The sequence below is a fragment of the Pseudomonas aylmerensis genome, from assembly GCF_001702265.1.
GTDB lineage: Bacteria > Pseudomonadota > Gammaproteobacteria > Pseudomonadales > Pseudomonadaceae > Aquipseudomonas > Aquipseudomonas aylmerensis.
The window spans coordinates 555,467-579,817 of record NZ_MAUE01000045.1 but is presented as its reverse complement, the minus strand read 5'-3'; the positions used below and the strand labels follow the sequence as shown (position 1 = coordinate 579,817).

30 protein-coding genes are annotated in these 24,351 nt (G+C 58.2%); 9 read left to right on the top strand and 21 right to left on the bottom strand.

Annotation, left to right across the window (positions count from 1 at the left end; genetic code table 11):
- Positions 1 to 120 precede the first annotated feature (120 nt).
- Positions 121 to 1,044, bottom strand: coding sequence for a LysR family transcriptional regulator (locus BBG20_RS28530; RefSeq protein ID WP_065909473.1), 924 nt, complete (start codon positions 1,042 to 1,044; stop codon positions 121 to 123).
- Between the two features lie 106 nt (positions 1,045 to 1,150).
- Here BBG20_RS28530 and BBG20_RS28525 point away from each other — a divergent pair, with 106 nt between their 5' ends.
- Entirely contained in the window at positions 1,151 to 1,897 is a 747-nt protein-coding gene (locus tag BBG20_RS28525; RefSeq protein ID WP_065909471.1) for a 3-oxoacyl-ACP reductase family protein, read from the top strand.
- A gap of 86 nt (positions 1,898 to 1,983) precedes the next feature.
- Here the strand turns inward: BBG20_RS28525 and BBG20_RS28520 are convergent, their stop codons facing one another.
- Complete coding sequence (locus tag BBG20_RS28520; protein WP_065909469.1) at positions 1,984 to 2,673, bottom strand: HAD-IA family hydrolase; 690 nt, start codon at positions 2,671 to 2,673, stop codon at positions 1,984 to 1,986.
- 105 nt (positions 2,674 to 2,778) lie between these two features.
- Positions 2,779 to 3,627: an oxidoreductase gene (locus tag BBG20_RS28515; RefSeq protein ID WP_065909468.1), complete on the bottom strand. Its 849-nt coding sequence runs from the start codon at positions 3,625 to 3,627 to the stop codon at positions 2,779 to 2,781.
- 98 nt (positions 3,628 to 3,725) lie between these two features.
- On the opposite strand from BBG20_RS28515, the gene BBG20_RS28510 reads away from it, so the two are divergent.
- The 8 genes from BBG20_RS28510 (at position 3,726) to BBG20_RS32805 (ending at position 10,801) form a co-directional block, all read left to right on the top strand.
- Entirely contained in the window at positions 3,726 to 4,622 is an 897-nt protein-coding gene (locus BBG20_RS28510; protein ID WP_065909466.1) for a LysR family transcriptional regulator, read from the top strand.
- 28 nt (positions 4,623 to 4,650) lie between these two features.
- Positions 4,651 to 5,007, top strand: a complete 357-nt coding sequence (locus tag BBG20_RS28505) for a DUF2784 domain-containing protein (protein WP_065909465.1) — start codon at positions 4,651 to 4,653, stop codon at positions 5,005 to 5,007.
- A gap of 83 nt (positions 5,008 to 5,090) precedes the next feature.
- Positions 5,091 to 5,669 carry a DUF4337 domain-containing protein gene (locus BBG20_RS28500; RefSeq protein ID WP_065909463.1) on the top strand — a complete coding sequence of 193 codons (579 nt, stop codon included), beginning with the start codon at positions 5,091 to 5,093 and terminating at the stop codon, positions 5,667 to 5,669.
- 133 nt (positions 5,670 to 5,802) lie between these two features.
- On the top strand, positions 5,803 to 6,462 hold the full coding sequence (locus BBG20_RS28495) for a M24 family metallopeptidase (protein ID WP_065909461.1): 660 nt from the start codon (positions 5,803 to 5,805) through the stop codon (positions 6,460 to 6,462).
- Between the two features lie 17 nt (positions 6,463 to 6,479).
- Positions 6,480 to 6,833, top strand: coding sequence for a gamma-glutamylcyclotransferase family protein (locus BBG20_RS28490; protein WP_065909459.1), 354 nt, complete (start codon positions 6,480 to 6,482; stop codon positions 6,831 to 6,833).
- Positions 6,834 to 6,934: 101 nt separating this feature from the next.
- Positions 6,935 to 7,270: a hypothetical protein gene (locus tag BBG20_RS28485; protein ID WP_065909457.1), complete on the top strand. Its 336-nt coding sequence runs from the start codon at positions 6,935 to 6,937 to the stop codon at positions 7,268 to 7,270.
- 74 nt (positions 7,271 to 7,344) lie between these two features.
- On the top strand, positions 7,345 to 7,722 hold the full coding sequence (locus BBG20_RS28480; protein ID WP_065909455.1) for a c-type cytochrome: 378 nt from the start codon (positions 7,345 to 7,347) through the stop codon (positions 7,720 to 7,722).
- 1,795 nt (positions 7,723 to 9,517) lie between these two features.
- A complete protein-coding gene (locus BBG20_RS32805; RefSeq protein ID WP_141697325.1) occupies positions 9,518 to 10,801 on the top strand; it encodes an HNH endonuclease in 1,284 nt (427 codons plus the stop codon).
- Positions 10,802 to 11,048: 247 nt separating this feature from the next.
- Here the strand turns inward: BBG20_RS32805 and BBG20_RS28475 are convergent, their stop codons facing one another.
- The 18 genes from BBG20_RS28475 to BBG20_RS28395 form a co-directional block, all read right to left on the bottom strand.
- Positions 11,049 to 12,476, bottom strand: a complete 1,428-nt coding sequence (locus BBG20_RS28475) for a KAP family P-loop NTPase fold protein (RefSeq protein ID WP_065909453.1) — start codon at positions 12,474 to 12,476, stop codon at positions 11,049 to 11,051.
- Between the two features lie 146 nt (positions 12,477 to 12,622).
- Positions 12,623 to 13,600, bottom strand: a complete 978-nt coding sequence (locus BBG20_RS28470) for a hypothetical protein (RefSeq protein WP_065909450.1) — start codon at positions 13,598 to 13,600, stop codon at positions 12,623 to 12,625.
- Entirely contained in the window at positions 13,573 to 14,277 is a 705-nt protein-coding gene (locus tag BBG20_RS28465; RefSeq protein ID WP_065909448.1) for a hypothetical protein, read from the bottom strand. The genes BBG20_RS28470 and BBG20_RS28465 overlap by 28 nt, the downstream gene beginning before the upstream one ends.
- The gene (locus tag BBG20_RS28460) at positions 14,274 to 14,819 is read right to left on the bottom strand and encodes a baseplate complex protein (RefSeq protein WP_065909446.1); all 546 of its coding nucleotides are present in this window, start codon (positions 14,817 to 14,819) and stop codon (positions 14,274 to 14,276) included. The genes BBG20_RS28465 and BBG20_RS28460 overlap by 4 nt, the downstream gene beginning before the upstream one ends.
- Complete coding sequence (locus tag BBG20_RS28455) at positions 14,816 to 15,739, bottom strand: hypothetical protein (protein WP_065909444.1); 924 nt, start codon at positions 15,737 to 15,739, stop codon at positions 14,816 to 14,818. Before BBG20_RS28455 ends, BBG20_RS28460 begins: the two co-directional genes overlap by 4 nt.
- Positions 15,736 to 16,302, bottom strand: coding sequence for a DUF4376 domain-containing protein (locus BBG20_RS28450; protein ID WP_065909442.1), 567 nt, complete (start codon positions 16,300 to 16,302; stop codon positions 15,736 to 15,738). Before BBG20_RS28450 ends, BBG20_RS28455 begins: the two co-directional genes overlap by 4 nt.
- A 10-nt stretch (positions 16,303 to 16,312) precedes the next feature.
- Entirely contained in the window at positions 16,313 to 17,908 is a 1,596-nt protein-coding gene (locus BBG20_RS28445) for a phage tail-collar fiber domain-containing protein (protein ID WP_083221500.1), read from the bottom strand.
- An 8-nt stretch (positions 17,909 to 17,916) separates the two neighbouring features.
- The gene (locus tag BBG20_RS28440; RefSeq protein WP_065909440.1) at positions 17,917 to 18,441 is read right to left on the bottom strand and encodes a phage tail protein; all 525 of its coding nucleotides are present in this window, start codon (positions 18,439 to 18,441) and stop codon (positions 17,917 to 17,919) included.
- On the bottom strand, positions 18,434 to 19,609 hold the full coding sequence (locus BBG20_RS28435; RefSeq protein ID WP_065909438.1) for a baseplate J/gp47 family protein: 1,176 nt from the start codon (positions 19,607 to 19,609) through the stop codon (positions 18,434 to 18,436). The genes BBG20_RS28440 and BBG20_RS28435 overlap by 8 nt, the downstream gene beginning before the upstream one ends.
- Positions 19,606 to 19,923 (bottom strand): DUF2590 family protein, encoded by a 318-nt coding sequence (locus BBG20_RS28430; protein WP_065909436.1) that lies wholly within the window; start codon positions 19,921 to 19,923, stop codon positions 19,606 to 19,608. Before BBG20_RS28430 ends, BBG20_RS28435 begins: the two co-directional genes overlap by 4 nt.
- Positions 19,920 to 21,905, bottom strand: coding sequence for a phage tail tape measure protein (locus tag BBG20_RS28425; RefSeq protein WP_065909433.1), 1,986 nt, complete (start codon positions 21,903 to 21,905; stop codon positions 19,920 to 19,922). Before BBG20_RS28425 ends, BBG20_RS28430 begins: the two co-directional genes overlap by 4 nt.
- 7 nt (positions 21,906 to 21,912) lie before the next feature.
- Positions 21,913 to 22,056 (bottom strand): DUF6890 family protein, encoded by a 144-nt coding sequence (locus BBG20_RS33630; RefSeq protein WP_404940354.1) that lies wholly within the window; start codon positions 22,054 to 22,056, stop codon positions 21,913 to 21,915.
- Positions 22,057 to 22,076: 20 nt separating this feature from the next.
- On the bottom strand, positions 22,077 to 22,370 hold the full coding sequence (locus BBG20_RS28420) for a putative phage tail assembly chaperone (protein ID WP_065909431.1): 294 nt from the start codon (positions 22,368 to 22,370) through the stop codon (positions 22,077 to 22,079).
- A 41-nt stretch (positions 22,371 to 22,411) separates the two neighbouring features.
- Complete coding sequence (locus tag BBG20_RS33355; RefSeq protein WP_065909429.1) at positions 22,412 to 22,867, bottom strand: lysis system i-spanin subunit Rz; 456 nt, start codon at positions 22,865 to 22,867, stop codon at positions 22,412 to 22,414.
- Entirely contained in the window at positions 22,867 to 23,400 is a 534-nt protein-coding gene (locus tag BBG20_RS28410) for a lysozyme (RefSeq protein ID WP_065909427.1), read from the bottom strand. Before BBG20_RS28410 ends, BBG20_RS33355 begins: the two co-directional genes overlap by 1 nt.
- Positions 23,397 to 23,693 (bottom strand): hypothetical protein, encoded by a 297-nt coding sequence (locus tag BBG20_RS28405; protein WP_065909425.1) that lies wholly within the window; start codon positions 23,691 to 23,693, stop codon positions 23,397 to 23,399. The genes BBG20_RS28410 and BBG20_RS28405 overlap by 4 nt, the downstream gene beginning before the upstream one ends.
- Positions 23,690 to 23,902, bottom strand: coding sequence for a TraR/DksA C4-type zinc finger protein (locus tag BBG20_RS28400; protein ID WP_065909423.1), 213 nt, complete (start codon positions 23,900 to 23,902; stop codon positions 23,690 to 23,692). The genes BBG20_RS28405 and BBG20_RS28400 overlap by 4 nt, the downstream gene beginning before the upstream one ends.
- A complete protein-coding gene (locus tag BBG20_RS28395; RefSeq protein WP_065909421.1) occupies positions 23,902 to 24,351 on the bottom strand; it encodes a phage protein in 450 nt (149 codons plus the stop codon). The genes BBG20_RS28400 and BBG20_RS28395 overlap by 1 nt, the downstream gene beginning before the upstream one ends.

Sequence of the window (24,351 nt, the reverse complement as noted above, 5' to 3'; positions counted from 1 at the left end):
CAGGCTTGGTCGGTAGGGCGAGGTCGGGGTATTGCTGGCAAGCCAGTTCCTACATTGGAATGGGGTCGGTTGTGGGAGCCGGGCTTGCCCGCGATGGCGTCACCGCGGTTCAAGGTCGGGTCAAATCGCGCTGAATCGCCGGCCCAGCTGGTGCTCGGCAAACTGCTCGATGATGAAGTCGACAAATGCCCGGGTCTTGCCGGGCAGCAGTTTGTGTTCGGCGTAGTAGATCGAGATAGTGCCGTCATCGACGTACCAGTCGGGCAGCACCCGCACGACCTCGCCGCTGTCGAGGAACGGCACGGCCATCGGCATGCTCACCAGCGCGATGCCCAGGCCTTGGGCGCTGGCGCAGCAGGCGGCTTCCGAGTCGCTCATGGTCATGCCGGGCTTGAGCACCAACGGGCGCTGTTCGCGCCCGATACTGGTGAGTTGCCAGGACCGTATGCGCCCGGTTTGCGGCGAGCGGATCAGGATGCCCTTGCAGCGGGCCAGGTCTTCAGGCGAAAGGACCGGCGGGCGCCGCGCCAGGTAATCCGGCGAGGCCACCAGCACCCGATGCGCCGGCGACAGCTTGCGCGCGACCACCCCTTGCGGCAGCTCGAAACCACCGCCGATCGCGGCGTCAAAGCCTTGGCCGATCAGGTCGACCTGGCGGTTATCGAAATGCCAGTCCGGGCTGATGTCCGGAAAGCGCCGCATGAATTCGCCCAGCAGCGGCACCACATACCGATTGCCGAACACCGTGCCCATGCTGACCTTGAGCGTGCCCACCGGCCGCCCTTCGGCACTGGCCAGGTTGGCCACGGCATTCTGGATGGTGGTGAGGCTGGCGCTGACTTCTTCGAGGAACAGTTTGCCGGCTTCGGTCAGGGTCAGGCGCCGGGTGCTGCGCTGGAACAGGCGCACGCCGAGGCGCGCTTCCAGCTTGGCGACGCTTTTGCCGACCGCTGCCGGAGTCAGGCTCAGGTGTCGCGCCGCCTCGGCAAAACTGCCGCCCTCGGCGCTGCGCACGAAGCATTCGATACTGCCAAAGCTTTCCATATCAACCCATTCAAAACTTTTGGTTTACACAGACTATAGCAATCACGGTCTACCGGGTGGCCGGGGTGAGGTCGATACTCGCCTCATCAACTACTCGGAGATCGACATGACCACACAAAACCTCACCGGCAAAGTCGCCTTGATCCAGGGCGGTTCTCGCGGCATCGGCGCCGCCATCGTCAAGCGCCTGGCCGCACAAGGCGCAGCGGTCGCCTTTACCTACGTCAGCTCGGCCGCCAAGGCGCAAGCCCTGCAGGACAGCGTAATCAGCGAGGGCGGCAAGGCCCTGGCGATTCACGCCGACAGCGCCGATGCCACGGCGATTCGCAACGCCGTCAATGCCACCGTCGAAGCCTTCGGGCGCCTGGATATCCTGGTGAACAACGCCGGCGTACTGGCTATCGCGCCGCTGGAAGATTTCACCTTGGAGGATTTCGACCAGACCCTGGCGATCAACGTGCGCAGTGTATTTATCGCTACCCAGGAAGCGGCCAGGCACATGGGCGAAGGCGGCCGGGTGATCAATATCGGCAGCACCAATGCCGAGCGCACGCCGTTTGGCGGCGGTGGCCCGTACGCGATGAGCAAGGCGGCGCTGGTGGGACTGACCAAAGGCCTGGCGCGCGACCTGGGGCCACGGGGCATTACCATCAATAACGTGCAGCCGGGTCCGGTGGACACCGACATGAACCCTGCAGACAGTGACTTCGCCGAAAGCCTGATCGGCTTGATGGCCGTGGGTCGTTACGGGCATGTCGAAGAAATTGCCAGTTTCGTCGCGTATCTCGTCGGGCCTGAGGCCGGTTACATCACCGGGGCAAGCCTGACCATTGATGGCGGTTTCAGCGCGTAACCCTTGTAGGAGCCCGGCGTGCCGGCGATGGCGGTCTTGAGGACGCCATCGCCGGCAAGCCGGGCTCCTGCATTTGATTGTGGGATTTAATTGAACGGCGGCAGGCCATACGCAGCCAGGTCAAACTCCGCGAGTTTGCGGATGATCTGGTCGGCGTGGTGGAACTTGCTGTCGGCCATGGCTTCGTCGGGCACCGCAATGGCAGTCATGTGGGCGGCCTTCGCGGCGGTCACACCGAACGGCGAATCCTCGAACACCAGGCAATCTTCAGGCGCCACGCCGAGTCGGCGCGCGGCGGTGAGGAAGATATCCGGCGCAGGCTTGGCGGCACCGACTTCCGGGTCGTCAGCCGTCACAATGGTGTCGAACAACCCGAACCACTCGCGGTGCAACGTGGTTTTGTGGCCAAACGAATTGCGCGACGAACTGGTGCCCACGGCAATCGGGATGTTGTGCGCCTTCAAGTGCCGCACCAGCGCTTCGGCGCCAGGCATGCCGAGGGCCTTGGGAAAACGCTCGCTCATCAGCGGTTCGCGGATCTCGAGAAACTCGGCCGGGGTGATCGGCAGGTCCAGCGCCTTGACCACATAATCGGCCAGGTCCTGGGCACCGCGCCCGATGATGTGCTGCTTGATGCCCCAGTCGTAGGTACGCCCGTAGCGTTCGGCGATGATCTGCGTGACTTCGGTGTAGATGCCTTCCGTGTCCAGCAACAATCCGTCCATATCAAAAATCACGGCCTTGATCGGACCGACTGCAGTACGCGGTGCATTCATCAGTAAAACACCCTGGGGAAGGACTAAAAGGATTCAGCACAATAGCGGTCCGGGTTGCCTGCAAGCAACCACCGCGGCCACGATTACCTTCGTCACCCCCAAGGCTCAATCAGGAAAATCCGCCCCCTGCGTCACGTCCGCCCACGCTTCAAAGTCGGCACTCAATGCCTTGACCTTGGAGCGTGCAAAGCCCAGTGCAGCCTTGCCCAGCAGCAAGCGCAGGGGCGGCTGCTCGGCCTCCACTGCCTTGACGATGGCAATCGCCGCGCGCACCGGATCACCCGGTTGCTTGCCGCTGTAATTGCGCACGGTGCTGGCACGGGCCGCCGCGGTATCGCGGTAGTCGTCGATGGCGTGCGCGGCCTCATTGGCCGAACGTCCAGCCCAGTCGGTACGGAACGGCCCCGGCTCCACCAGCAGGACCTTGATCCCCAGCGGCGCAACTTCCTGGGACAGCGCTTCGGACAAACCCTCCACGGCAAACTTGGTGGCGTTGTAGAAACTCAGGGAAGGGAACGCAGCAATACCGCCCACCGAAGAAATATTCACCACCGTGCCCGAGCGCCGCGCACGCATGCCGGGCAGTACCGCGCGGGTCATGGCGCTGAGGCCCCACACGTTGATTTCGAACATGCGGCGCACTTCGTCCAGCTGGCTTTCTTCGAACGCGCCGAAGTAGCCGATCCCGGCATTGTTGACCAGCACATCGATATGCCCGAAGTGCGCGTGCGCCGCCTGCACCGCCGCCTCGACCTGGGCCTGTTCTGTCACGTCCAGGGTCAGCACCAATGCGTGGTCTTCGTGACCGGCAACGATGTCCTGCACCTGTTGCGGATTGCGCGCGGTCACCACCGTCGGGTAGCCGAGGCTCAAGGTGTGCAACGCCAATTGACGACCGAAACCGGTCGAGCAACCGGTGATAAACCAGACAGATTTTGCAGTTGAATCGGTCATGAAGGGCATTCCTCGTGAGGTGAGGAAAAAAGTATGCGCGCGGGTGTTCTTGTTAAAAAGATGCATAATCCGCAAGCCCCTTTCGGAAAAACCACACAATGGACGCGCCGGATTTCCAGCAATTGCGCCTGTTCCTACAAGTCGCGCGCACCAAAAGCTTCACCCAGGCGGCGGATGCCGTCAGCCTGTCGGTGTCGACCGTCAGCCAGCGCGTCGGCGCCCTGGAGAAACAGCTGGGTGTGCGCCTGCTCAATCGCACCACCCGCAGCGTCAGCCTGACCGAGGCCGGCACACAGCTGCTGGAAAAAATCACGCCGCTGCTCGAAGAGCTGGAAACCAGTTTGCACAGTGTCGCCGCCGCTACCGTCGAGGCCAGCGGCACCTTGCGCCTCAACATCCCCTCCACCGCCAGCCGCATGGTGCTGCAACCGCTGTTGCAGGGTTTCCTGCACAAACACCCGGGGATCAATCTGGAAGTGGCCGTGGATAACGCGTTGGTCGATATCGTCGCCCAGGGCTTCGATGCGGGAATCCGCTACGACCACGTGCTGGCCGAGGACATGGTGGTGATCCCGGTGGCCCGGCAACTGCGCTTTGTGATTGTCGCCACTCCCGGCTACTTGCAGGGGCGCAGCGTGCCGACCCATCCTCACGATTTGCTCGAGCATGAATGCGTCAACTACCGCAGCGCACAAACCGGCCTGATGCACCGCTGGGATTTCGAAAAAGACGGCAAACCGCTGCGGGTCACGGTCAAGGGCCGACTGGCGACCAATGACATCGAACTGATGATCAGGGGCGCACTCGACGGCTTCGGTTTTGCCTACGTGGCGCGCTCCAGTGTCGAGGCGTATTTGCACAGCGGCGAGTTGGTGGAAGTCCTGGGCGACTGGATTACCCACAGCGCGCTGTATTTGTACTACTTCAACCGCAGCAACACGCCAAAGAAACTGCGGGTGTTTATCGACTACCTGCAACAACAATTCGGCGACTGACCCAGGCCCACTTAAAAGCGAACCCATCATGCTCTATCGCGTTATAGCCGACGGCCTCGTGCTGTTTCACCTGTGCTTCATCCTGTTCGTGCTGTTCGGCGGGCTGCTGGCCCTCAAGTGGCGGCCCGTGATGTGGCTGCACCTGCCCGCCGCCGCGTGGGGCGTGGCAGTGGAGGTGTTCCACCTGCCCTGCCCGCTGACCCGCTGGGAAAACCTGTTTCGCCACCTCGCCGGACAGGACGGCTATGCCGGCGGATTCATCGAGCATTACATCCTCACGCTGATCTACCCGGCCGGGCTGACGCCACAGATCCAGCTGGGGCTGGGCGCGCTGGTGCTGCTGATCAACGCGGCGGTGTATATGCGCTTGATCAGGCGCAGGTAGGAGGTTTGCAGCGTTACGTACAGGATTGAGACAGCTGGCGTGGTGAAGAATCAGACTCCCTCATTCCGTTCGTAGACGCCCCCATGTCCGAAGCCTTCGAAGTCCCCAGCCCCCACGAAAAACACCTCGAACACACCACCGAACATGCCCACGGCCGCGGGGATAATTTCGCCAGCCGCATCGCCGTGATGACCGCGCTCATGGCCACCCTCGGTGCCATGCTCAGCTACCAGGCCGGCTCCACCGAAAGCGAAGCGGCGATGGACAAGAACAACGCCGCCATCATCAAGACTGAAGCGGCCAACCAATGGAACTACTACCAGGCCAAATCCAGCCGACAAAACCTGGCGGAACTGGCCACGCATATCCCCGGTGTGGACGCTGCGCATTACAAGGATGAGATCGAGCGCTACAAAAGCCAGAAGGAAGACGTGCGCAAGCAGGCGGAGAAACTTGAAGCCACCTCGAAGGAATGGGACGAGAAATCCGAACAGGCGCTGCACCAGCATCACCGCTGGGCCCAGGCGATGACCGCGATCCAGATCGCGATTTCGCTGGCCGCGATCACCTTGCTGACGCGCAAGGAGTGGCTTAAACGGATGTCCTACACGGCCGGCGGCATCGCCTTGGTACTGGGCGGCCTGGCGTGGCTGCACGTCTGAACCTGCAGGCGCAAGCAGTGTGCTGTCGACAGAAAATGTCGGCACACAGCGCGTTTGCACTTTGGCTGCGCCGCTCTATCGCTATATAGTAAAATGCACAGCGCCTGATGCTGCTCAACGCGAGGAAAAGCCGGTGTCCACACAACCTAAAGAAGCCGTGGGCGCCGCCTACAGTATCGACTCCATGCGTTTTGCCCAGGCCATGACCTGGCAAGCCATCGAACAGCTTTCCCAGCGCATCCGCCCCGGCATGCTGGAGTCCGAAGCTCGCGAGCTGGGCAAGCAGGTGCTCGCCGACCTCGACATGCAACGCATCTGGCACCCGCTGCTGGTGCGCTTCGGCGCCAATACCCTGAAGGCCTTCAACCAACGCTCCGACGGCGACCCGGTGCTGGGCGAAAACGATATCTTCTTCATCGACATGGGCGCCGTGTGGCAAGGCCACGAAGGTGATGCCGGCGCGACCTTCGCCACCGGCAACGATCCGCAAAAGCTCGCCTGCGCCAGCGCCGCCAAAGAGCTGTTCGACCGCGTGCAGGCCCGCTGGAAAAACGCCAAGGTCGTCGGCCTCGAGCTGTACCGCTACGCCGAAGAACAAGCCCAGGCCATGGGCTGGCGACTCAACCTCGACATCAAGGGCCACCGCGTCAGCGATTTCCCCCACGCCGTCCATCGCGGCGGAGACCTGGGCGACTTCGAGCACTACCCGAACGCCGGGTTGTGGATCCTGGAAATCCAGATCGCTCACCCGACCAAGCCGTATGGCGCCTTCTACGAAGACTTACTCGCCTGACCCTTTAAGGAACATCCATGGACCGCTCCACCGAACACCCCGTGCTGCTGTTTTCCTACGGCACGTTGCAAGACAAAGCCGTGCAACGGGCCAACTTCGGCCGCGAACTGACAGGCCAGCAGGACGCCATGCTCGGCTATTCGCAAAGCTGGGTCGAGATCACCGATCCAGACGTACTGGCAAGCAGTGGAAAGACCCATCACCCGATCGTGGCGCCGACCACCGAGCCAGGTGCCCAAGTCGAGGGCAGTGTGTTTCAGATTACCGAGCAGGAATTGGCCGCCGCCGATGCGTATGAAGTGTCGGACTACAAGCGCGTGTCGGTGGCGCTGGCGTCAGGCCTGACGGCATGGGTGTATGTACAAGCCTGAAGATGAAATTTCCGACAAATGATTTCAATCTCACAGACCGGAGATTAGAGTGGCGCGCCTTCGAGAATTGAATCTCGATTTTTAGCCCATGGAGTTACCCCGTGAAGTACGTCAGTAAAGTGGTTGCAGCAGCTGTTCTCGGTTTCACCCTCGCAGGCTGCACCGGCACCGCCATCAAATCCCCGCAATACGACAGCAGCCAATACACCGTTCTCGGTCACAGCGAAGCCAGCGCCACCGGCATCATGCTCTTCGGCGTCATCCCGATCGGCCAGAACAGCCGCTTCGTCCGCGCCCAGGATGCCGCAATCAAGGCAAAAGGCGGCGACGCGCTGATCAACACCCAAGTCCAGGAAAACTGGTTCTGGGCTTGGGTACTGAGCGGTTACACCACCAAGATTTCCGGTGATGTGATCAAGCTGAAAACCGCACAGTAAGCGCACACGACGTAAAAAAGCCGCTTATCTCTTCAAGAGAAAGCGGCTTTTTCATGCAATAAGGCCTGATAAAAATGAAAATCTTGGTCATCGCTTCACTGGGGCTCTTATCGCTGGCCCAAACACCCCTGGCCGTCGCGGAAAACAGCAACGGGAAAAACCTCTACCTGCAACGATGCGCGATGTGTCACGGCGCAGACATCAAGGCAACAGGCCCGCTGGCGCATAAAAGCACGCCTCCCACACCTGACCTCACGACCGCCGCTTTCAAGAAGCGCCTGAGTGATTATCCGGGCGTTATCGTTTCTTCGATAATACTTCGCCCTAACGGCGACTTGATCCCGAGAACGTTACGAGAGAACGGCGTAAAGCTGGCGCCGCACGCCTGGAGCATCCAGGATCTGCGTGATTTGAATCAGTACATGGGTGGCGTGATTTCGAAAGCGAGGTGATTTTCAGACGCCAGAAACCACAAACCCCCGGTTTTCTCTGGGAAAACCGGGGGTTTGTGTTTACTGAATGTGGCGGTGAAGGAGAGATTCGAAACTACCCGTTCGCAGTTTTCGAAACCAAGGCCCCCGGTTTACAAGGGCTGCAGCCCGGTGGTGCGCGCAGGATCTGTCCCATGCCAGTCCCATGGCTTAAATGCACCAGGTTGCAGAAAACGGTCACAACTGGCGTTTTGAACGATTTATGTTGAGGCATGGGAAAAAGGTAATTTTGGTAATGAGCTGTGTAAAAACGGATAAAATCTAATAAAATCAGGTAGTTGATATGATTTTATAGAGGTAATAATAAGGTAAGTAAATGGTTAGAAAATTACTGTCAGTGCTAGTAATGCCAGTGAGCCGCCAAACCCAATAAAATAGGGGCTTGAAGAAAATATTACCTCTCTCGTTACCTTATATTACCCTCCAAGGTAATAGCTGAAAGCCACGTTCTATAAGGGCTCCGGCCCGTTCTGAACTACCGATTACCAAAATTACCCTTTTCCCACCCTTCGCCTGGAAAATAGCCATGCGCTAACGTTTTTGGCGTTTTTTTCCACACGCTCTTGATGGGTACTGACAACCGGAAATTGATGGCGATGTTGTGCAATGTCTCAGAATGCCGGAAACCCGCACAGGCTGGGCTTCACAGCCGTTTTTACGTAGGGCTCGACAGCGGCTGGTAGGCCCCTGATATGAGCGGTTCCAAAAACGAAAACACCACCTGCAGTCGGTTTTCACAGCCATAGTCCCCGTAAACCGGGCACCTCGCCAAGGTGACCACTCCCCCGCCGCCCCTTGACGCATGTGCAATGCCACTGCACTTTTTTGCAAAGCATTGCACTCTGTGCAATTGCGAAACAATTCCCAGACACCGCAGCGGGCTTGGGCGGGAGCACTGTTTGCACCCCACTACCCGTTTGCACAAAAAAGGGACACAAAGCCCGTCGGCGGGAGGGGGATAAGTGCTTTTCCTTGCAGTTTTTTTACTGCCGCATGTTTTGCGATCGCCGCTAGGTCTCGCAATTCATCGGATCACCGCCAATGCGTCACGCGGCACAAAAAATGTTTATAAAAACAGTACTCCGATAAACCTGCAGAGGCGACGCAATGATGAATGCAAATGACGTCGCACGAGGTGGGGTGATCGCTTCCTGGCTAGAGCTGTTGCGAGATGAGGCCGCACTGCTACTACAACCAGGGCCACACCATAAAAAGCTACTCGGCGGGGCCCACGCACTGCATAGGCCAGATTTGATTGATCGTGATGCTCTCTCCGACTTCCCCGAGCAGGCAGATGGGGCATTAGCGCGTGCCGTGGAAGCACTCCTGGATGAACCGAGCGATCCCTAGGTGGGAATTCTCATGCACATGCTGATAACCCAATGCGCTGCAAGGTCGTAGCTTTGGATTCGCAGGCACGTAGGCGTTACCCAGCGATAAGGGGTGACGCACATGTGGCGCCTGAAACGAGCAACGAGCTTGGGCAAAGCTCAAACTTAGCGAGGGTCCGGAAGGGAATGCCGCTGGAGCCTGAACCTCTCCCTCACAACTAGATGCAATGCTGGCCGAAAGGCTCCGAAAGGTGTTGTGTTGAGCGGCATCGAGTACGTCGATGGATGTGCTTATGCGCAGTCCTGATGGTGCCGCTTTGGATAGGAGGTGATGCTACATTACAGCACAGAAGGAAAAATGCTTAACCCGAACGGCAAATGATAAACCGTCTGCATAATATGAAAATTGAGATAGGACGCAAGTAATGGGTGACGATAAAAAGCAGTGTATCTACTGTGATAGCGAGGGTCCGTTTACTGAAGAGCACGTATTTCCTGCCGGCATGGGCGGCGACGATCGAGGCTACCTCTTAATCGATACAGTATGTGGACAATGCAACTATATATTTTCTAAGTTCGAAACCTCCTTAATGAGGCGTTCGGTCATTGCCCTCGCTAGAATTCTCCTACAACCGCACGGTCGGAGACGAGGAGAGCCGCCGGAAATCGAAACATTGGAAACGCAAGTTATCGACAGTAACGGACTATCAGTTGAGTCAGGACATAACGGATCAAAAATTGAAATTTTAGCTCAACTAATACTTATCGATGACCGAATAGAAACGACAGCAACAGACGAAGAAAGCCTACAAGATTTTCTCAAATCACTTTCCAAACTACTCATAGATGAGAAGCTTCTTGTCATTCAAGCACTAACTAAAAACAAACCTAAGCTTTTTGAGGTAAGCACCTACAAGCTATCAGGAAGAGACTACGAATTTCAGACCAAAGAAGTAGTAGCCGCACCACCAAAAAAAGGAATTTGGATAAGTTATACCGGGCATCTTAACAAGCAAAATAAACCGGCACCAACCCGCATATTTCTTAGATCAAAAGGTGGGATTGTACTTAAAACTCACGACTCAAGCGCTGTCGGAAAAATTCTCGGAAGTGTAAAACGAACACTTCCATCAATCTTGAGTGGAAGCAAAAACACTACTACCAGCGAAATTCAAAACCCATTAGTCGCGATGACGTCAGAGTCATGGTCAGGCGATTGCGATAAAGCGATAGCAAAAATCGGCTTCAATCTTCTAGTTCATAGTATTGGAAAAAAATCTGCCACCGATGTAGCATTCAAAAAGATTAAGTCTTTAATACTGGATAATACCGCACAACTACCGTTCTCACTGCTACCCGACTCAGCGGAAGGGAAAATAAAAAAAGACCTGTTCGCAAATATACCTAAAAACAATCACTGCCTATTACTATTACCGCTAAACATTTCACAATCAGAAGTTAGAATATTGTTTGTAGCGGTACTTTATGGGAGCATTGGCGTATGGTCTACCCTCGCAGAAAGTGCTCATCCCAACCTTTTACTGAATCCGGTATACTTTCTAGTCAATTACTTAGACAATCAAATCACGACGCTCAGCATTATGGAATATACAAAAAGCTACCACCCGATAAGAATGGAAGAGATGCGACAAGCCTTTAACACACAAAATCACTTTGGAGGCATGCCTTTTAATCCTTACGACATATAATTTTCTGCATTTTCGTTTTCTAAATAAGTTGGTAGCATTTTGATAAACGGCTTGTGAGGAACGCTATAGACAAAACTAACCACCACCGTATGATCTCTTCGATTCTCTGGCTAAAAACAACACAAGCCTCATGCGCGTCGTCAGTGCATTGCACAAACGGCGACACGAGGCCATTTTTTTAAAACAATTACTTTTCACCGTTCTTGAGGTTTGCGCATCGCAACGCGGTCATTTTAGGCCTAGTGAGTTAGTCAATACTGTGTGCGAGTTCCACAAGCTTAGGATAATCGCTCAGGTGATCAAACGATTCACCGAACATATATAAGCCGACATTAACGTAGCCTAAAGCATTACCGCTACTTCGCCCCTGAGCTTGCTGTGCGGCTCGCCGTCCACCACGATAAAGCTCGAGATAATTAAAGAATATATCATGCACGGAAGTTGAACCCGCACCAAAATAGAGCTTTGCGCCTGGATATCTTAACTTTAAATCATTATGTGCCGTCACATGACTACCGTAGATAGCGGCTGTATAAATTTCTGGAGCCTCATCCTTGAGAAAAACTAGATATGCTGCCCAAAAGAACAAAAAAGCCCTTCCTTTTGCATTGGCATGCACAGCAGATATCTGTCTAACTATTTTCTCAAGCTCGCGCAGCTTCGTACCAAATGTTTTAACCAAAGACAACAAGATGATTTGACACTGATCCAGCTCAAATTCTCCAGCAAGTATCGCCTCGGCATCCGGCTCAACTATTTCCATTCCGCTTCTCAACCGCTCATGCCGATCTACGGTCGTCGAAAACGCTCCCACCCCTTCAGTTGGGATAGGTCCTTCTATATTAACATTTGCTTTTACCCACTCGTCGAAATTGCCGCTACGAAGCGAAAACTCAGCATCAAAAAATCGCTTTAAGTATTTGTCAGATCCAAATCCAGAACCATACACAGCCCTGATGGAATGACTAAGCTGTGACGTATCCGTCGCAATTACAAACCTACAATTTTCCGCATCAAATAAATGCTTAATCCGTTCTAGCAGCTCAATAGCGTAAGTAGGCCGGCATCGATCTAGCTCATCAATAAAAATATAAACCGGTAGCGACTTACCATTAATCTCCGATTTTTTAGACACTTCAAGAAGCAACTCATTAAAAACCTTCTTAAAATCAGCAACGACATTTAATGTATCTTTATTTGACTCAATAAGCTTTTCGACAGCCTTTTCAGCTGCATCGGCTATTGCATCGCCTTCAATCGCGTCGGATATCAACGCAATGTCAGCACCAGTAAACTTCTTAATGATCCCCTTAGCGAGTGCCGGAGTAGCGGCGACTAATGTCTTAGAAGCTGTCTTTGTGAATCTACCGATCAAAGTTTTAGCAGTCTTTGTTTTACCCACCGACTGCGATAGCTGCTCACGTATTGCCGCGACCAATGATACAAAAGCGTCACCGGTGAAATCTGTTTCCCATGCGTTGAAATACACACATGCTCGGACTTCACTCTGCTCATGAAGCCAGTTCTTCAAAAAAAACGTCTTACCTGATCCCCATGCAGCGTTTATATTCAAAACTTTAATATCATTATTGGCATCTAGATACTGCGTAAGAAACTTAGCTACCCCTTTACGACTCATCTTATCTAGAGCCCAGGGCAAGTTATCATCAGTCAAAGTACGCTCTCCATGCTGTATTACACTTTAAATTAAAAAACCCTATCAACCCATCTAAACCTGATAAAGGTAGAGCCAGCTGTCAACCGATGGTGCATTAACAACCATTCACTTGTCCATAAGCAAATTTGTAGAGGTAACGAAGCCTAGAGAGTTACTGATCTCACTTGATCCCGCAAAAACTCGGCGCGTAATGCATCGGATGTGAAAGCAGCTTCATCTGAGGGGCTCGGTTTAGCTCCAGTAAAATGAGTGTGCGCAGCCATTTGCATATTCATTTTCAGAACCAGGTCAATTAGATCACCTAGAACCTGTAATACATTTATTTTTTCGGAGCCCATCCACGTCTTAGGAGCGGTGAAATATTGGCTGATGCCTGAGGTACTTTGACGCAGTCCCTTGATATGCTCTTGCATATCGCCACCCACTGCGGCGTTGTGCTTCTGCCCCACCACTAGGTTCAAATCGCGCCCGGTCGCCTGGTGCAGATCATCCACCGCCGCCAGGTTCGCAGACCCGCCCGATAGCAGCTTGAGCGCCCCCAACGCTTCGATCGTCTTGATCCCGCCCACCGACTCAGTTGAATGGTCATCCACCGTCCTGGTGTGGCTCTGGAAGCTCTCAGTGTTCTGCAGCGCCTCCACTTCTCGCTCGATCGCCTTGTCCTGGATCTTGCCGTCGGTTTGGCGCAGCCAGTTGCCGTCGGCGTCGACGCGCTGCTGGCATGCCTCACTGTGCTGCCACACCTGGTCACCCTTAGGCACCCGGGGCAGGCTCAGGCCGTGGGGTAGGATCTGAGTGATAAAAGGCTTATGCGGCAGGCCATAGGCAAAGCTGACTACCACCGTGGTGCCCTCCTCCGGAAAGCCAAACATGCCTGCCTCTTGTCCGCCCATCGGCGCCGGCAGTGGCAGGCCGGTCAGGATCGGCAACGCGGGATCTGGCTCGCCATCGGGCAGCAACACTTCCACATCGACGCCAAAGCGCGGCCGGAAGTCGTCGCACAGGCCAGGCGCGGCCGGCGCATCGGGAACGGCCACTACACGGCCAAAGCGTGGCAGGTGATAACCACCGGTGAGTTCGGGGAATTGTCGCTCTACGCTGCGACGGATTGCGTCGTCCATTTGATCGCCATTTGGTTGCCGGCCAGGGTCACGCTGGTGATCCTCTCGCCTTGATTGATGGTTGCACCTGGGCGCAGTCCTGGTAGGGCCGCGATCATTGCGCTTTGGTTGCCCTGGTAGCCTTCGAACAGTTCGACCGGCAGCTGCAGCGGCGAACGGATGCCAAAGAAGCTGTCGGCCCAACTGCCCACAAACACCTCGCCGTCGCCCTGCTGCTGCCAGATAAAGTCGGGGATGCTGAACACGCTGGCCAGGCTGTCCATCGCCAGGTAGCCGGCAGCTAGGCTGTAGAAAAACGGGGCTTTGACCTTTGTGTAAGACTTGTCCGGCACGCGAAAGCGCAGCCCGGTCTTGTCGCTGACCTCAGCCAGCACGCCCTGCAGGTCGACGTGTCGTAGGTTCAACGGCATAGGCTGCGACAGGATCGCCGCCAGTTCGCGGCAGACCAGGATCTGCTGCACGCTGTTGATGGCCGTCGAGCGTTCGACAAATCCAATGAAATGGCGCTGCAGCGGGCCGTCGTTGTAACCGACATCGAGCATCACCAGGCCTTTGACTGGGGCGCCGGCCTGGATGGTGAAGGTCGCCCGGCCGGGGCTTTTAATGTCCAGGCGTACTTCGTCCTTGATCAGTGGGTAAGGCGTGCCGCTGATCGTCAACACCTTGTGCAGTTTCATGGTATGGGGGCCAGCCAGTTGTCGACCTTTTTCAAGGTCCGTTCAAAACCGCTCAGTTCCTCGGGATTGCCAGTGGCGTCGCCACTACCAGCGGCGCCGCCGACGGCCGAACCTGGGCCGGACTGTGACGTGACTTTGTTGCCGGCACGGCGGCTCTCCACCCGCTCGGGATTGGACAATTTCTCCGACAGGGTGAACTGCACCAGCCAGGCGTTCAGCGTGTCGTCTTCCCGGGCGCTCACACCGTCGGAGAACTGCACTTCACGGATCCCGAACGCGGCGGCGGTGTCGTTGACGATGCGGTACATCTTGAGTTGCCCACCGCCGGCCGTGGCTTCGGCCAAACGCATCAGGCTGCGCAGTTGCACCTGGTCGACGAAGGGGATCATCAGGGAGACCGTAAGGGTTTTGGGTTTGAAGCCCTTATGCGCCGTCTGGCTGTTGCTGGTTTGCCCAGACAGGTCGTCGCTTTCGATACGCAGGTTGGCCGTGATCTTCAAGCGCTTGCCCAGGATCTGTTGGCCGTCGAGTAGTAACGTCATAGGCCAACCAACTCCCGAACAAAACTCAAACCGTCCAACGAGCCCACCAGCAGCACGCCGGCGCACAGCACCCATTCATGACCAGGTGCGTCGCCCTGCAGCAAGGCACGGCGCAGTTCATTGTTGTCGCCTGGGCCCAGAATCCGCGCGCGCATGCTGTGGTCAGCGTTGCCATCGGCCAGAAGCGCTTTCAGATCATTCAGTTGTTTGTCCCGATCCTGCTGCTGGGCGGCCTTGCGGCCAGCCAGTGCGGCCAAGTCGCCCATGGGTGAGCTGTCGGCCGCGTAGCTCTCCAGGACGGCGATCTGGCCAGCCATGGATTGCTTGGCCGCTTTGACCACCGTGCAGCGCTCCAGGGGCAGCGCAGACCAACGCGGCAAAGGCCCCGCGCTGGGGATCTCCCACTTTTCGACCTCCAGCCGCGACAGGTTCCGCGCCCGACGTTCAGCGCGCACCAGGTCGGGGACCGGCAGCAGCGCATTGAAGCGCGCCAGGGTCTCGGCGAACTGATCAAGGCGCGTGCCCAGGAACATCAGCGACAGCGCATATTGAGGGCCAGCCGGTCGGCCGCTGTCACTGGCATCGACCAGTTTGGCGGCCAGCTGCTGCAGCAAGTTTGGCGCCGACAGAAACCGCTGATGGCCACGGCCTTGCCCTACCCCGCTTTGAAACGGCGTCACCGCCAGGCACGCCGGCGCCTCGCCCATCTGCCCCGCCAGGGCCGCACGGCCGGCCTCGATTGCGCCCTTCGCCGCGTCACCCACCGGCCCAGGATTAGTGCTGGTCATGCCATCCAGCCCGGCCAGGCGTTGGCTGGTGCTGGCCAGCTCGCTCCCAGCCAGCTCCTGGGCCGCCGCTAGCTCGCCCATCCATTGCGTGGATTGTTCGGGCCAGCGCATGGTCACCGGTGCCCAAGTCATGGCTGCACGATCTCCCAGGTAACCGCGACAAGTGCCGCCCGATCGCCAGCAGCCAGCGCGGTATCCAGTTGCTGCTTAAGCTCGTTGGCCTTCTGCAGCAGCTGCATCTTGAACAGCGTGAAGTCGTCACCGACCTGACGTAACTGGGCCACGGTGTGCTGACGGAAATCTTTCACGCCCAATCCATCACGACAGGCGTAGGGCATATCGACCCCGCTTAAAATAGCGGTGGTCAGATTAAGCTGGTCCTCCAGCGAACTGCTGTACTGATATAGATCGCCGAGTGCATCAGATGAAAACCCACCGGTGATGGACTGTTCACACCCTCGATTTGTATCCGCCAGGGCCACGTCATAGAGCCCTGTCAACTCATCGGCCGGGTTCGGCGTAGGCAGTTCGGCGAGCATGGGACGACCACCAGGACCGGGAACGATGGCCTTACCTTCGACCTGGCCGGCCATCAACGTTTTGTAATCAGCGTCCGAAAGCTCGACAGCATCATTGGGGAAACTTGCGTGGATGGCAGGGTGATAGATCCCGCCAGTGGTTGCGCTATAGAACATAAAAGGGACCTCAGAAGCCGAAGGCTTGCCAATAGATAACGCCTGTAGGGAGGCTTTGCGCCGTTCCGATGTCCTGGCGATTCGCCGAGAATCCGGTTTTGGTCAGCACCCTAGATTCCACGGTGATGGCGTAATCCGCCCTAACCGACGAGTACCCAAAGGAGGCGTTAACGCCGAACACCTTGTTCGGGAACGCGATGCCGAACGTCACTGCGGATTGTCCATCGGCAACCGCTGCCGACAGGCTGCCCCACTGAATGATCAATCCGCCCAACCAGGTCGGGAATACGATGTACCCGATATCGTTCAGGCTGATCAGGAACCCCCAGCGCAATTTCTTGGGAGTGACATAGGCCGCATCATTCAGCCCTTCGTCGACTTGGGGTTGGCTGGCCACCTTGGCACTCCCCGCCACACTCTCGCTGGCCTGTGCGGCCGCCAAGTTGAGTGTCACGTCGGCGCTTCCATCAAAATCCACATTGCCCGTCACTGACCCCGTTACAGAGATCTTGCGGGCGGTGGCCAATCTCGCGGCCTTGCCCACCACGGTGACGCCGGAAACGATGTTCGCGATGCCTGTCCAGATCACTGCAGTGGCGGCTTTCAATGCCTTGGTAGTGGCCAGAATGGCGCTGCTGTTGGTGTCCTGGTCATCGCTGATGGCGTTCGGCAGGTTGCCCAGCTCCACGTCTTCTTTGGTGGTCGCCCGGGCGCGCAGTTGCTCATAGTCGCCCGTACGCAGGGCGAACTGTTGCACCAGGGGGCCGTCGATCGCCTCGACCGGACGGCGATCCGTCACACCGGCAACCGCCAGATCCGCGATGGCCACACAGTAGTGCTTCACGCCCAGGGCGTCGGTGTAGTCCGCTTTTTCAGCGCCAAACACCACCGTCCAGCTCGCCACTACGTCGCTCAATTCGCGCTGCAGCACAACGTCCAGCCAAGCTTTGGCAGGCAGTGCCGGCGGCACAACAACCAACGCCGCCGATTGCACCAGGCGAATCCCTTCGACATACGCGGTACCAGGCTTGAGCTGGTAGCTGCTACCGAGCTTTTCCAACTGCAGCGAACTGCCGAAGAAACAGGCCCGGCCGTATACGTCGCGATTGCTCAGGCGCTCGCGCTCGTCAATGCGGGCCAGGCGCACAGTGAAGTCGTGCTGCCAGGTCCTGGCATCAATGGTGATGCCCGTCAGGGCCAGCGCGCCGTCGAACGCCACCAGGAAGTTGCGGGTCAGGTTGTTGCCGATCTGCAGCGGCGGGATATTGCGGCGCTTTTGCTGCACAGGCACATACGCCACCGCAAACAGCACGCCCTCTGTAGTTTCCAGGCCGATCCAATTGAAGTCCCAATCGCCAACGTCAGACCCGATCTGCGCGCTGTACACCACCTGGTTGGGGTTAACGTATCCCGCATGTTCGGCGGCAATTTCGCGGACATAGACGATTTGTCCCTCCGCAGGCTTCTGCGCAGCACGGTCTACAGGCGCATTGGGATTCAACCCGGGCACGTTGGCAAAAATGAACCGACTGACTTTCAAGCCCGCATTGGCGGCTTGTTTTTGCGCGATCAGGTTTTCACCTGCAAGGGTAATACTGGCTCCCATGAGGGCTCCTAAAGGCGTGCGACCAGCGTTTGCTGATCGTCGTGAAAGTGGACAAGGGCGATTTGCACCGGTACCGGTGTGATGGTGGAAAAGTCATAGCGCCGGCAGGTGCGGCCGTATTGCTGGATCAACACCCGCAGCAGCTCAGGGTTTTGCGAGAGCTGCGAATCGGAAAAACGCAGCAGCACAACGTCCCAATCCCGGTCGGGCTGACGCTCTTCGATCTCGACGTAGCCGACGCCCAGGCGCACCAGGATGCGTTTCATCCCGGCGGTGCTGCCGGCGTCCACTGCGTTGATAAAGGCGTGCTTGACCCGCAGGCGGTACAAACTCTCGGGTTCCCCCTTGAAGCGGGTGATATCGCGCTGCCAGGCCAGCAGGTCCAGTACGGTGATGTGGCAGGTGTCGGCGTCCATCTGCAGCAGCGGCCAGCGCAACCAACCCTCGACGTTTTCCCACCAGGACTGGGCGGCGGCTTTGAGCTTGGTCAGCTCGGCACCATCGAGCCAGAACGGCAGATCGATCTTAATCATGCAGCAGCACCTCCAAGCTCTGGATCCGCGGAATGTTCAGCTCGCTGATGATGTCGGCCGTGGCAAAGCGCAACGACTCAATGCCGGCGAAGTACTGGTGCAGCTCTTCGCCCAGGCGGCTGAATGAAAAGCGCGACTGTGGATAGGTCAGGGTCGGCTGAAAGTCCGTAGCGGTGCTGTCACGGAACGCAGCACGCACGAACAGTGCGGCGTTGTCCTTGAGGGTTTCGCGCTGTTCAGTGGTCAACGTCGAGCGCGGCCAGATTTCCAACTGCACCAGGTGCTGGGTCTCCGGCATGACCATCACCAACAGATCATCGCCGTGGCCATGGTTGCCCTGGTCGCGGATATGCGCGTTGATTTGCTCCAGGTAAGTCGCCGCCGGCACGTCCGCTTCAAACAACACATAGGCATTTGCGCTACCGGGGCCCCGTGGCGCGCCGTGTTCGAAGTACACGCCATCAGGACGAACGCCTGGGTAGGCCGAGATCATGGCGCGGTACACCGCGTCGGTGTGCCACTGGTTGACCGCAGAGAACTGGTTGCGGGTGCGCAAACGCAGTTCGTCGTTGGGCTCAGGATCTGCACCTGGTGTGGTCAACCAACCGTCGCTGTTCACCACCTGGGCAATGCCCGGTACCGGAACCGGCAAGATCGCGTAATAACCCGGGGCCAAGTTGAAACCGGCGCCGGTGTCGACCGCCTCGACGGGAATCTGCAGCTGCATCAGCCCATCGGCGAAAATACCCACCGCCGTGGTCACCACTTGATAGATATGTCCGTTGATCGACGCGGACTGCACCAATGTACCGGCCGGCACTTCCAGCGCGCCGCCGGCGGCTTCGCGGGTGAACAGCAGAAAGCCCACGGCCTTGGTCGCGCCCTTACGTTCGACGTTAACGGCCCAGGCCAGCATATCGAGCCAGGCGTCTGCAGCTGTTTTGACGAAAAAGTTTGGCAGCACCGTGGCCACGAAGAAATCGAGGATCCACAACACCGGCTTGGTCACCAGGGCACGCACCACGCGCCAGAATGGCGAATAGGCGCTGGTATTGCTCAACTTGCTGCCCTGGGCGGCCACTTCCTTTTCCCACGCCTGCAGGAGGCCCGCTTCTGTCGTGGGAACGCCGGCGTCGGCCAGCGCCTGCTTGAAATCTACGTCACTCACAAAGTCACCTCGATACTGCCGAATTTCAGGGTTGTCGCCGTGACCAGGTACTGGCCGGGCTGCAGCTGGGTGATCTGCGCCGTGCCCGGTACCAGGCGCTCGTCGGCCTCCACCAGCAATTCCAGCTGTTGGATGCAGTCGCGTTGTTTGAGCCGGTCGCGCTCGGCCACTAGGGTGACCAGCAGGCCGCTGTCGCGGATCATGTGGGCGATGTCCTGGGCAATACTGGCCCGGTCATCGATCAGCAGCGGCTGACGCGACGGGTCCAGCACCAGGTCGTTGCCGACAATCAGCAGGTCGATGTACTCGCTCATCCGCCCACCGACATGGCAACCATGTTTTCCATCTCCAGGGAGGTCATAGGCTTGCTGTTGTGGATCTCGACTTTCTCCACGTGCATGCCCTTGTTCTGGCTGCTGTTGTTGTTCTGGATGCTGGTCAACAGCCCGCCCTGGGGCACGGCGTTAGGCCGCGCCGGCGACAGGCTTGGAATGGCCGCGTTGATGGTCTGTTGAGCCCGCTGCGCTGCTGCAGCGCTGTCCAGGGTGTTGACGCCGATGTCAGTACCGGGCACCTCGGGCATGGCGCCGAAGCGGGTTTCAATGTCGACGCCGGGGATCTTGTTCAGCATCTCGATCAGGCCGTTGATTGCCGTGTGAAAGATCGCGACGATGCCGTCCCACGCGGCCTTGGCCATCCCGGCCCAACCTCCCATCGACGCGAACCAGTCCGACAGCGCGGTCAGTTGGTCGCTGACCCACTTGAACGCCTCACTGTTCATCAGCGCGGCCGTCCATTCGTCCCAGTACACGACAGCAGCGATCACCGCCGCGACCAGGGCCATGACGCCGACCACGATCCACACGATCGGGTTGGCCAGCAAAGCGGCGTTGACCAGCCAGATCGCGCCCTGCCACATGAGCATGGCCCCGCGAATCAGGGTTAGAACCGCCGTCAGGCCATATACCACCGTGATATAGGTCAGCATCATCAGCTTCTGCAGCAGGAACACGGCCGTGGTCCGAAGGCTGATCATCTGCACCACTTTCCAGACAGTGACCATGGCAAGCCACGCCATGCGGCCGGCACCTACAGCAAAGGTCAGCAGGGACATAACAGCGATTAGCGCCAAGATCGTCAGCGTGACGATGCCGATCACCCGGGTGATGTTGGGGAACATCTGGGTCCAGCGGGTCATGGTGCCCGCGATGCCCGACAGCTTGGCCATCAACGGGGTCAGGATCGGAATCAGCGCCTGGCCGAAGGCAATGCGCAGCGCCTCAACTGCTGCGCCAAACTGCTGCCACGGGTCGACCATGGCCATGGCCATGTTCTTCGCGTCCTCAAGGCCGCGCACCTTGCCCAGCTTGTCCATGCCGTTGCGCAGGCGATCGGTGTCCTTGGCCAGGGAGCTGATCACCTGAGCGCCCTCCCCGCCGAACGCTTCCATCAGCTTGGCGCTGGCCGACGCGCTGGTCAGATCGCCCAGTTTGCCCTGAAGCTTGTCCATAATCTGCAGCATGGGCAGCGCTTTACCGTTGGAGTCGGTGAACTTCAGGCCCATCTTTTCGGACGCTGCGCCCAGGTTCTCGAAAAACGCCTTGTAGCGCCCGCCGGCGTCGCCGCCCTCCATGGTGCTGCTCAGCGAGCCGATCACCGCGAACTGCTCGGCGATATCGACGCCGGCAGCGGTGGCAATTGAACCCACTTCCTTGAAGGCGTCCTTGAGTTGGGCGCCGTCGGTGCGGAACAGCTGCACTGCCAGGGCGGTTTGGCCACCGAGTTTTTCAACCCATTCGCCTTTGCCCATGGCGTCGGCCTGGCCTTTGAACAGGTTGTACATGGTGCCCACGTAGGCGCCCATGGTCTCGGCGTCAGATTTGGTGGCCTTAGCCAACAGATTGCTGGTGTTGGTGAAGGTGGCCAACTGGCTGCCGGTCAGGCCCTTGATAGCGCCCTCGATGCTGTAGGCCGACGCCACAAAATCCCGGGCGTTCTCGCCATAGTTCACCGAGAATTCCAGAGCCTTCTGATTCAGCGCGGTCAGCGCGTCTTCGGCCACGCCCAATGATTTGACCTCGCCCAGGGCGCGGTTCATCTCCAGCGCCGGCTGCAGCGATTGGTTGATACCGACGAAAGCGCCCGTCACACCGGCCAGCCCCATGCCCATGGTCTTGATGTTCTTTTCGCTTTGCTCGGTCAGCTCGGAAAAACCCATCTTCACCTTGCCCAGGGGCGCGGTGACCTTGTCGGTCAGGGCCAGGATGAAGTCCAGGCGGGCGCTACGATCGGCCATGTAGTTTCTATCCGTTCAACGCATGGGCTATACCGTTTGCCACGGCGAACTCCATGCGCTTCCAGTGTTCGTCTTCCAGCCACTTGGCCATGCCCATGTTTTCAATGCTGGGCTCGGCACCTGGTAGCCATCGGGTGGTCAGGGCCAACAACTGGCCCAGGCCGTCTTCGGTCAGGCGGTCAGCGTGCTCAAGGGCTTTTTTACGATGATCTCGACGTCAGGTGCGTACTCCTCGAGGAGCGCGCCGGCGATTTGCATGGTCATCACCGGGTTGGCCAGGATCTCGCGCAAGCCGGCCTTCTCGGCGGGCAGCACGGTGCTGCTCAGCAGGTTGAAAGATGGCGCCACCTTGTTGTTGGCTGTCATGGCGTTGAAGTACTTGGTCACGTCCTGGGGCGTCAGGGTGAAGGTGAATTCCTTGTCGCCGACTTCCAGGGTGATTTCGCGGGCTTGGATCTGGCTCATGTTTGTGTCCGTTTCGATGGTTGGTTTAAGGGTGTTTCAGGTCAGCGCAGGCACACCTGGTGCACGTAGTCCTGCAGGCCCAGGATCATTTGCTTACTGAGGGCGAGCTGATCTCTGAGGGTGAAATAATCCGGTCGAGCGTCTGCTGCGAGTTCGGCGGTGGCTGCATCAGCCACGCTGCCGGCGCTGGCTTTTTCGGTGCCGGCGGCGCTGCAGGTGGCGTTGACGCGCAGCCGCTGACGGCGATCGTCAACAGCGCGCTGCAGCTCAAGGTTTGAAGCGCGTTCATGGTCCAGCTCCAGGGTTCGTTTAAGATCGATCGCGTCACGGTCGGCCAGCATCTCGCCGCTGATGCGAGCGGCTTCGCGCAGCCCCGACACTTCGAACAGGGCGTTGTCACGTTCCTGGCGGGCGGTGTCGCGCTGTCCCTCCAGGATGTCGAAGGCCACAAACGCCACCAGGCACAGCACCAGGGGAAAAAGGATTTCGCGCAGCATCACAAGCCCTCCGCGCACATCGCCGCTTCGGCACGCCGGCGAGCGTGCAGGCCTGGCACAAACCGTTTACGGCCCTGGGCGTCGGTGACCGAAGCCCAAACCGGACTCTTACCATCCGGCCCCCAGGCAAGCGCCTTGCAGCCTTCAGCGATCTTGCCGGCATTGATCAGGCCCACGGCGCGACTGGCACAGGTGCTGGGCGTACCAAAGTTGTGGCCGTGACTGCTCAGAGCGTCGAAGGTCTTCTGCCCGATCGCCGGATTGGTCAGGCAGTCGGCCAACGCCAGTTGGCCTTTCTCGACCACCAGTTGCTCCACCTCGGCGCAGCGCGCCGGCGACCAGTAGTCACCCACAATCAGAGGGTACGGACTGGTGTAACGGGTGATGCCCTTGCACACGGTCGGCAGGCCACGGGCCAACTTGTCCGCGTACACGGTGTTCTGGCCGTTACCTTCCCAAGTGCCCAAGAACACGACCAATGCAGAGCTGCAGAGCGTGATGCCACCGGCGGCGATCTTGCCGCGCAGGCTCATGGGAACAGGATCCGCAACAGCGCCGGCCCGACCATCTGCGCGACCACGCCCAGCACGGTCAGTACCGCCAACATGCGCGTGACCTTGGTACCGATGTCGGACACGGTGGCGGTCAGCTCTCGCTGGCCATCGTTCAGATCCGAGAGCTGCACAGCCATGTGTTCGAACTCACCTTCCAACCGCGTGACTCGGGTTGGCACGGTTTCGTGGCGTTCTTCCAGGTCGCTGACGCGGTGTTCAAGCACAGCGAAGCGGCTTTCCAGGGTGCCTTTGGGCTTGGCGCGTGCGGTCATCGGCGCTGTCCTTTCTCAAAAACGGATTGGCACGGGACGCAACGGGTAATGCCTTCCAACGCTCGGCGCGCTGCAGGTATTTCGTAGTCGCAGTCAATGCAGTCGATCAGGCTGGGCCCTGAAGGGCGTGGCCGAGCGAGCTGGGCCTGAATCGACCGTTCGCGCTCCAACTCCTCGATCTTCTTTGCGTCGTCGAGCCAATCGCCCATCAGCGAAGCCCCTCGATCTCGGCTGCAGCCAGGTACGGCACGCCGTTGACGCGGATAAAGTCGGGGCTGGTGACGTCAAAAGGCACCTTGTGCTTGGACTTCTCGCCGCCCTTAGGGTCGACGCTCAGCAGGCTGGATACCTTCAACTTGCAGCCGAAGGCCTCGATGCGCAGCTCTTCGTCGCCGGCCTTGGCAAAGAACACCGAGTCGAAGGGCTCCAACTGGCGGAAGCTGCCGGCAGTACGGGCGGCCTCGATCAGCAAGTTGAAGTTGCTGGTGTCGAATTCGAATTCACCGCTGCACGACACATCGCCGTCGACGTGCCCGTTGGGCACACCCCGGGATTGCGCCACGGCAGTGTTATCGGTGATGTCCAGGGTGCAGCTTTCAACATGGATCTGCAGGTCGCCCAGGTTGATGTCGAAGTTTTTACCGCCAATACGGGACAT

Excerpts from the sequence above, each read along its gene's own strand:
- BBG20_RS28530 (WP_065909473.1), bottom strand. The coding sequence starts at position 1,044 with ATGGAAAGCTTTGGCAGTATCGAATGCTTCGTGCGCAGCGCCGAGGGC.
- BBG20_RS28525 (WP_065909471.1), top strand. The coding sequence starts at position 1,151 with ATGACCACACAAAACCTCACCGGCAAAGTCGCCTTGATCCAGGGCGGT.
- BBG20_RS28520 (WP_065909469.1), bottom strand. The coding sequence starts at position 2,673 with ATGAATGCACCGCGTACTGCAGTCGGTCCGATCAAGGCCGTGATTTTT.
- BBG20_RS28515 (WP_065909468.1), bottom strand. The coding sequence starts at position 3,627 with ATGACCGATTCAACTGCAAAATCTGTCTGGTTTATCACCGGTTGCTCG.
- BBG20_RS28510 (WP_065909466.1), top strand. The coding sequence starts at position 3,726 with ATGGACGCGCCGGATTTCCAGCAATTGCGCCTGTTCCTACAAGTCGCG.
- BBG20_RS28505 (WP_065909465.1), top strand. The coding sequence starts at position 4,651 with ATGCTCTATCGCGTTATAGCCGACGGCCTCGTGCTGTTTCACCTGTGC.
- BBG20_RS28500 (WP_065909463.1), top strand. The coding sequence starts at position 5,091 with ATGTCCGAAGCCTTCGAAGTCCCCAGCCCCCACGAAAAACACCTCGAA.
- BBG20_RS28490 (WP_065909459.1), top strand. The coding sequence starts at position 6,480 with ATGGACCGCTCCACCGAACACCCCGTGCTGCTGTTTTCCTACGGCACG.
- BBG20_RS28480 (WP_065909455.1), top strand. The coding sequence starts at position 7,345 with ATGAAAATCTTGGTCATCGCTTCACTGGGGCTCTTATCGCTGGCCCAA.
- BBG20_RS32805 (WP_141697325.1), top strand. The coding sequence starts at position 9,518 with ATGGGTGACGATAAAAAGCAGTGTATCTACTGTGATAGCGAGGGTCCG.
- BBG20_RS28470 (WP_065909450.1), bottom strand. The coding sequence starts at position 13,600 with ATGGACGACGCAATCCGTCGCAGCGTAGAGCGACAATTCCCCGAACTC.
- BBG20_RS28465 (WP_065909448.1), bottom strand. The coding sequence starts at position 14,277 with ATGAAACTGCACAAGGTGTTGACGATCAGCGGCACGCCTTACCCACTG.
- BBG20_RS28460 (WP_065909446.1), bottom strand. The coding sequence starts at position 14,819 with ATGACGTTACTACTCGACGGCCAACAGATCCTGGGCAAGCGCTTGAAG.
- BBG20_RS28455 (WP_065909444.1), bottom strand. The coding sequence starts at position 15,739 with ATGACTTGGGCACCGGTGACCATGCGCTGGCCCGAACAATCCACGCAA.
- BBG20_RS28450 (WP_065909442.1), bottom strand. The coding sequence starts at position 16,302 with ATGTTCTATAGCGCAACCACTGGCGGGATCTATCACCCTGCCATCCAC.
- BBG20_RS28445 (WP_083221500.1), bottom strand. The coding sequence starts at position 17,908 with ATGGGAGCCAGTATTACCCTTGCAGGTGAAAACCTGATCGCGCAAAAA.
- BBG20_RS28440 (WP_065909440.1), bottom strand. The coding sequence starts at position 18,441 with ATGATTAAGATCGATCTGCCGTTCTGGCTCGATGGTGCCGAGCTGACC.
- BBG20_RS28430 (WP_065909436.1), bottom strand. The coding sequence starts at position 19,923 with ATGAGCGAGTACATCGACCTGCTGATTGTCGGCAACGACCTGGTGCTG.
- BBG20_RS28425 (WP_065909433.1), bottom strand. The coding sequence starts at position 21,905 with ATGGCCGATCGTAGCGCCCGCCTGGACTTCATCCTGGCCCTGACCGAC.
- BBG20_RS28420 (WP_065909431.1), bottom strand. The coding sequence starts at position 22,370 with ATGAGCCAGATCCAAGCCCGCGAAATCACCCTGGAAGTCGGCGACAAG.
- BBG20_RS33355 (WP_065909429.1), bottom strand. The coding sequence starts at position 22,867 with ATGCTGCGCGAAATCCTTTTTCCCCTGGTGCTGTGCCTGGTGGCGTTT.
- BBG20_RS28410 (WP_065909427.1), bottom strand. The coding sequence starts at position 23,400 with ATGAGCCTGCGCGGCAAGATCGCCGCCGGTGGCATCACGCTCTGCAGC.
- BBG20_RS28405 (WP_065909425.1), bottom strand. The coding sequence starts at position 23,693 with ATGACCGCACGCGCCAAGCCCAAAGGCACCCTGGAAAGCCGCTTCGCT.
- BBG20_RS28400 (WP_065909423.1), bottom strand. The coding sequence starts at position 23,902 with ATGGGCGATTGGCTCGACGACGCAAAGAAGATCGAGGAGTTGGAGCGC.
- BBG20_RS28395 (WP_065909421.1), bottom strand. The coding sequence starts at position 24,351 with ATGTCCCGTATTGGCGGTAAAAACTTCGACATCAACCTGGGCGACCTG.